The 6,729-nt window shown below is 42.4% G+C and carries 5 protein-coding genes and 2 pseudogenes; 5 read left to right on the plus strand and 2 right to left on the minus strand.

Translation table 11 applies throughout. The features are described 5' to 3' along the window. Positions 1-1,172, minus strand: a pseudogene (locus ACKPEB_RS16400) (alpha-mannosidase); the annotation flags it as partial. Positions 1,173-1,221: 49 nt separating this feature from the next. Between ACKPEB_RS16400 and ACKPEB_RS16405 the strand changes: the two are divergent. The 4 genes from ACKPEB_RS16405 (at position 1,222) to ACKPEB_RS16420 (ending at position 6,051) form a co-directional block, all read left to right on the plus strand. Then, complete coding sequence (locus ACKPEB_RS16405; protein WP_408966032.1) at positions 1,222-2,640, plus strand: hypothetical protein; 1,419 nt, start codon at positions 1,222-1,224, stop codon at positions 2,638-2,640. A 225-nt stretch (positions 2,641-2,865) separates the two neighbouring features. Further along, positions 2,866-2,982: a photosystem II reaction center protein I gene (locus ACKPEB_RS16410; protein WP_072720239.1), complete on the plus strand. Its 117-nt coding sequence runs from the start codon at positions 2,866-2,868 to the stop codon at positions 2,980-2,982. A gap of 198 nt (positions 2,983-3,180) precedes the next feature. Continuing rightward, complete coding sequence (locus ACKPEB_RS16415; protein ID WP_408966033.1) at positions 3,181-5,370, plus strand: DUF3769 domain-containing protein; 2,190 nt, start codon at positions 3,181-3,183, stop codon at positions 5,368-5,370. Positions 5,371-5,520: 150 nt separating this feature from the next. Beyond that, complete coding sequence (locus ACKPEB_RS16420; RefSeq protein ID WP_408966034.1) at positions 5,521-6,051, plus strand: hypothetical protein; 531 nt, start codon at positions 5,521-5,523, stop codon at positions 6,049-6,051. 13 nt (positions 6,052-6,064) lie between these two features. Here the strand turns inward: ACKPEB_RS16420 and ACKPEB_RS16425 are convergent, their stop codons facing one another. After that, positions 6,065-6,334: a zinc ribbon domain-containing protein gene (locus ACKPEB_RS16425; protein WP_408967623.1), complete on the minus strand. Its 270-nt coding sequence runs from the start codon at positions 6,332-6,334 to the stop codon at positions 6,065-6,067. 203 nt (positions 6,335-6,537) lie between these two features. On the opposite strand from ACKPEB_RS16425, the pseudogene ACKPEB_RS16430 reads away from it, so the two are divergent. Continuing rightward, positions 6,538-6,729: pseudogene (locus tag ACKPEB_RS16430) on the plus strand (hypothetical protein); the annotation flags it as partial.

Below are 6,729 nucleotides of genomic sequence, written 5' to 3' on the forward strand. Positions count from 1 at the left end.
TGCCATTGAAATAATCCATAGGGAAATTTTGTACTATCGTTCCAGCGTAGTTTTTGGGTTATAAAATAGTCAATACCGCCTTGTTTGAAGATTTGGGGAAGTTGCCAACAAAATCCAAAGGTATCAGGAAGCCAAGCAACGGTCGAAAGTTGACCTATTTTTTCTAAAACATAGCGTTGTCCGTATAAAACCTGACGGACGATAGATTCTCCGTTAATCAGATTCAGTTCCGGTTCGACCCAAAGTCCGGCGGTAATTTCCCAGGTTTTGTTTTGAACTTGGTTTAAAATTTGTTCAAATAAATCAGGACGGTTTTGTTCTATCCATTCATAGAGAACCGGGGAAGAATGGCAAAAAATCAGTTCAGGAAAATCCGTTTGTAAGTTGAGAACTGATTCAAAGGTGTTTTGAGCAGCTATCCAAGTTTCTGCTATCGGCCATAACCAAGCTAAATCTAAATGGGCGTGACCGAGTAAGCGAATTTGGTAGCTAGGTAATTGGGGAATAATTGATTGTAAGGTTTGACGAAGTTGCAGGAGGCGAGTTTCAAATTTAGGAAGCTGTTCGGGAAGGATATCGTCAAAAATAATATCTAATTGTTCCGATAGGGAAATGAACTCAGGTTCTAAATTAGGAGGGAGAGGTTCTTCGTCTAAAATTATCCCCAAAATTTCTAATTCATCCGCTAAGAAAACCGGATCAATTCGGGAAGAGTCGGAAACTTCATACCAACATTTGGACGCTACTAATGCACCGGAGTCATGACCCGGACTGACCAACTCGATTTCGACTTCAAATTCATCTCCAGGCTGTACCGACGGACTTAATAAAATCCGCGTATAATTATCGAATAAATCTCCGGCTTGGACAAACTGATGATTAATAAAAATCTGAGCGTCTTGTGCCCACCAACTTAAGAGAATTCTTAAACTTAAACCTGTTAACGGATAACCGTGTAAAATAGGAGGAACAATAATTTTTTGTCTTAATCTTAGTCTTTGTTTTCCCTGCTCCCAAACAATATAGCCTCGTTGATCCACCCCCATCGGTTCAGTGACCGACATCAAGTCGATAGCGTGCCATTGTGATTGGAGATTAACTTGGGTCAACTGACGCAATTGTTCTGCAACTTGAGTCAGTTTGAGTCGGAGAGTTGCTGTAGAAATATTCATTTTCTGCTATATTAAATGGGGGAGAATACTGAATAAACCCATTGTTGCCATGACTGTTGCTGACTCCGGGCCGTACAAAAGTCGATTTTTTAATTTTATCTCTCAAACGACTCAAAAATTGACTGATGAGGGAAGTCGAACTTGGCGCTATGTTAAGTTTGCCACTGAAATCGTCCTGCAAACTGCACTTTATCCGGTTTATTTTCTCTTCCAAACCGTTCGCGTCACCCACCACCAATTAGGGACGGCGATTAAACAACATTTTCCGCAACTGAATTCAACGGTTGATTCCAAAACCCCTCAATCTGTTAATCTTGATGCTCCCGTTGTTCAGAGTTTAGATCAGGTTATTACTCCAGCCAAGTCTGAAGTAGAAAATTTGGGTGAATTAGAAATTGAAGGAATAGCCAGTCAACTCGACTCCCAAACTTTAGTTATCGTTCAAAACGATAATGTTATTTTAGATAATCTTACCCTAGAAGCTCAACCGCAATTTCAGCATCCTCACAACCTAGAGTTAACTTCATTTCCTCCCCTACGTTGGTTTGAACAGATCATGGGTTGGGTACAAACTAGCTCTATTGCAGTGAAAATGAATCGTTTTGGAGAATCCCATGTTACTGAAGCTGTAACTTTCCCGATCCCTTCTCCTGAATTCATTAAAAGTTTAGATGGAGCGATCGCACAGGTTGAAGATTATTCTATTATTCCGATTTCTCAAGTTACCCATCGTTTAGTTACCCAAAGTCAAACTTTTGGAAAAACGATGGTTCAAGTTTGGCAAAAACCAACTCAACCTGATTTATCGACTTCTTCCAACTCGTCTTTAGAACGAGGCGTTGATGAATATTTTTATAAAATTCAATGTTTAATTTTAGCGGCGATTGATTATTTCTTTGTTGACCGTCAGGCTACTATTTCTTCAGAAGATATTTCTGAACCGACTTCGGGAATCATTACAGGTACAAAGTCAAACGCATCTCCTCAACTGACTTCCGTAGAAGATCCTTGGTTAACCGCCGATGAATTAACCCATACTATTTTATCTAAACTGAAAACGACAAAACCTAGCTTATCGCAAAAAACCATAAAATCACCCCCGCAACCCTTGACCCACCCAGGTCAGGGGAGTGGAAAAAAACGAGTTTTACAAAAGGTTGAATCTTCCTTCCGTCCCGTAACCTCAGAAAAAACCGCTATCACTTCTCCCACTTCTTCTGCAACTTCTCAAAAGCCCTTGACAAAAACGAATCCTTGTGTTATAGACTCTTCTGAAATCGCGATTGCTTCTCCCTCAGCATCCAGTCCCGAATCTCAACCTAACTGGTTAGACGCGAAAGTCACCTCAACAGGATATATTAAACATCCCCTAGAAAAGATTTTAGAGTGGCTTGATCACATGATGGTGAAAGTTGAAGCCGCGATTTTTAAAGCTTGGTATTGGTTAACCCACTATGAGAAAAATTAGGCTGGGGTGATTAATCTCTGGGGGGGAAGCCTTTTTTCCAAAAATGACCTTATAGGCGCGCACAGATTTCCTATCATAATATTAACACAAAGCAAAGGATTGTCAAGGGGCAAAAGCAGAAAAAGAATCCTTAAACGAAAGGGGATTTTGAGATATGATGATAAAGTTGTGCTTCCGGCATAACAGCTATAACATAGACTCTTGCAGCCCCGGAGACATTGATCAATGCTGACCCTAAAAATTATCGTTAATATCGTCGTTCTGTTCTTTGTTGCGTTATTTGTGTTTGGATTTCTGTCCAATGACCCAGCCCGGAACCCCAAACGCAGAGACTTAGAATAGAACGGCGTGGAAGTTGTCTCAACAGAAGTTGGGGCATAACAAGACACTCTATGCCAACAACCTCTGTGAACAAAATCCTTGATATGATAAAACCTTTAATGGTCATTAGTCATAAACCCTAGGGCTTGTGGCTAATGACAGCCCCAGTCCCTTACACTGTCGAGTTCGGGCTATGTTGTGGAATTGTGTTGCTAAAGTATGCCCTACCCGGTATCACCCCCTGAACCGCCACCATTGATTCGCACCCTGCCTGCATTTGATCACACTTCAGCAGGGAAGATCACAGCCCTGAACGAGTTAGGGCAATCTTTGCCTTCTGACTCCCGTGCTACCCAAGTTAGGGCTCACGCGACAATTCGTTATTCTGTTCCCCCTGAAGAATCTCACTTAGGAACGGCTGATTTACTGGGCCCTACCCTTAGCTTAACAGAAGAGTCTCAACCCTATCGGTTGGATTCGGGTCTTTCCTTTCCTTTAGCTCAACAGTCTTGTTTACCTGAAACTTGTCAGGAAATCGCCATCACGCCAGGGAACCCGCAACAACCCACCGTGATCCCAGTCCCCACCCCAGAAGATCTGGTAGAAATTACGGCTGATCGGCAAGAATATGATCAACAACGGCAAATTGTGATCGCCACAGGTAATGTTATGGTGCGGTTTCGTCAATCCTTAATTGAGGCAGATCAAGCCCAAATTAATTTAGTCAACCGTCAAGTAACCGCCGAAGGCAATGTTGCTCTAACTCGCGGAAATCAAGTGATTCGGGGCGATCGCATGACCTATAACTTTGTGGAGAATAACGGGTCTGTGTACGAAGCCAAAGGCACCGTTTCCACTCGCACCGTCGCCACCGATCTAGCCATTGTTGATCCGTTAATGACAGGCGTGACTTCTACCCTTCCCAGTCCCATTAGCGATCGCATTACCGCCGCCCAACCGGTACAAAACGTTAAAGCCGATACGGGATTAAACGCGACGGTATCCGCCGGAGGAGGGTCACTGTTTGGGGTTCAAGGAAGCGTTAATCGCCTGAGATTTGCCGCCGAACGCATTGATTTGTTTGGGAATGGGGAATGGGAAGCCGAAAACGTGAGAATTACGAACGATCCGTTTTCTCCCCCAGAATTGGAAGTTAGGGCTGATACCGCGCGATTTAACCGGATTTCGCCTTTACGAGATGAACTGATTACTACCCGATCTCGCCTAGTGCTGGATCAATCCTTTACTCTGCCTTTATTCCGAGAACGTACCGTTCTTGATCGTAGCCAAAAACAACCGCTCCCCTTCACCATTGGTTATGATCTTAGAGATTTTGGTGGCTATTTTATTCAAGGGAATCTTCCCAGCGTCCCGTTAGGCCCTGTTACCTTAGATGTTGCACCTCGACTGTTACTCCAACGGATATTTCAAGAGAATCTCACCCCGTTTGAACCTGCTTCTTTGGGGTTAGAAGCTCAATTATCGGGTGCAATTACCCCAACGACGGAGTTAAGGGGGTTTTTATCTCTCAATACCTTAGAAAACTTTCCCGATCTCGATGAAGAAGCCCTGCGGGGGAGTGTGCGGATACGCCAACAACTGGGGGCTGGATTTGCCCTCAACGGAGAATATAGTTATCGCAACCGTTTATTCAATGGAACCTTGGGTTATCGTACGGTTCACAGTAGTTTAGGGGCTGTCCTGAGTTCTCCGGTGATTCGTTTAAATGATCAAGGAGCTCAATTGAGTTTCCAAACGTCCTATCAATCGGTAAATGCGAATACTGATCGCCCGGAATTATTGAAACCAATTCGTCCGAATGATCGAGTGACTTTAGATCGTTATGAAGCGTTAGGAACCTTAATTTATCCGATTTTATTATGGCAAGGAGAACGGCTTCCGGCTACTCCCACCGAAGGGTTACGATATACGCCTCAACCTGTGATTCCGTTTCTTAAATTAGCGTTTATTACCCGGGGAGTCGCCACCCAATATAGTGAAGATTATTCCCAATCCTATCTCAGCGCGTCGGTGGGATTACAAGGACAATTAGGTCATTTTTCTAAAGACTTTTTAGATTATACCGGATTCAGTCTATTTTATACTCAAGTTTTCTTAGATGGACAATCTCCGTTTTTGTTTGATCGTTTAGTGGATCAACGAGTCTTAACGATGGGATTAGTGCAACAAATTTATGGAGGATTAAGGGCTGGAATTGAATCTGCGGTGAATTTAGAGACGGGTTTATCATTAAATAATGAATTTACATTAGAATATAGTCGTCGTACCTATGGGGTGATTTTACGGATTAATCCGGTGCGCCGAATTGGTAGTATTAATTTAAGAATTAGCGATTTTAATTGGGTGGGAACTCCTGACCCGGATTTTGGGTCTACGCCGGAACCTTAAGGGAGTTGGGGGAGGAGGGGGAGTTGGGGGAGAGGGAGGGAAATCATTAACTTCAGTAGAGAGGTGCTAGGGTAAGTTTCTACACTGACAACTGATCACTGATCACTGATTACCCCCTTAGATTATATTGACACCCAGGAGGTGATTGCTGTGTTTGCTTTAGAATTTCCGTTTCCAGATCGGGACGAACAAGACCTGAGAGTCGAAGACTTAAGCCTGCCTGTGGTCGATGTTGCTGCTTTACTGAAGTATTATGGTTTTGATTTGTCTGAGCAGACTTCGGAACAGATTATTGATCAATGGCTAAAACAATATCAAGCGGATTGGGTATTTTTAGCCATCCTAGAAGCATTATATCAAGGACGTTATAAAGCGATTTCGGTACAACAAATCTTAATTTATTGGCAACGACGAGGACAACCTATTTATCATTTTACGGCTGATTTTCAGCGTTTAATTTGTTATGGTTGTCCCCAAGATTTATTGCTAAACAGCAATACTTCAGAACCGTTACTCATTCATGAAATCAAGGAATCAGGAAGTCAACAATCGATTAAAACTCAAGCCAGTCCTGAATTAAAACCGGATCAAATCGATAAAATATCCCTCAAACATCCTGATTTTTATAGGAAGTTAAAGGGATTTATGGATGATAAAAATCAAGAAGAAAAGAAGAATTAATTATTGAGTCTTGTTAATCGGATGCTGTAACATTTTCATAGACTCCTTGATCTCGTTTGACTAATTTGGTAAACCCGGCATTTTTGTAATCGGAATTAGACACCGGAATTGATAGCATTGGCGCACTGATCACACGACGTACAGGAGTATCTTCCGGGGTATCTCCGAGGTCACACTGAGCTAACTGGCAAACCTCACCCCAGGTTTTGACTTCCTGACTATAGGAGTGCATCACTTCTATGGTTTGGTTGTTGCTGGGACAGAAATAATCGTAGATTGGCATAGCAAGACGTTCTATGATCACAGTGGGTGATGGTTAATACCCTTATAAGACCAAGGTGGGAGATTGAAAACGAGCGTGTCTATGCCTTACGGCAGGCTACGCCAACAGACCTGAGATGAAAAACGACTCAGGGGAATTTATTCCCCGTGAATATTTTTCTGATTTATGTTAACATAGAAACCGGTCGAAACCCGGAAATTTTCATGAGAGTTCTGGAATATAAAGTTAAAGGCAAACCTAGTCAATATCAAGCAATTGAGCCAGCAATTCGCACGACCCAATTTGTTCGCAACAAAGCGATTAGATATTGGATAGATCATTCCAGAGAATTGAAGATTAACAAGTTTGCCTTAAACAAATATTCTACAATTCTCAGAAAAGAATTCTCGTTTGTT

The organism is Planktothrix sp., assembly GCF_046067725.1.
Lineage (GTDB): Bacteria > Cyanobacteriota > Cyanobacteriia > Cyanobacteriales > Microcoleaceae > Planktothrix.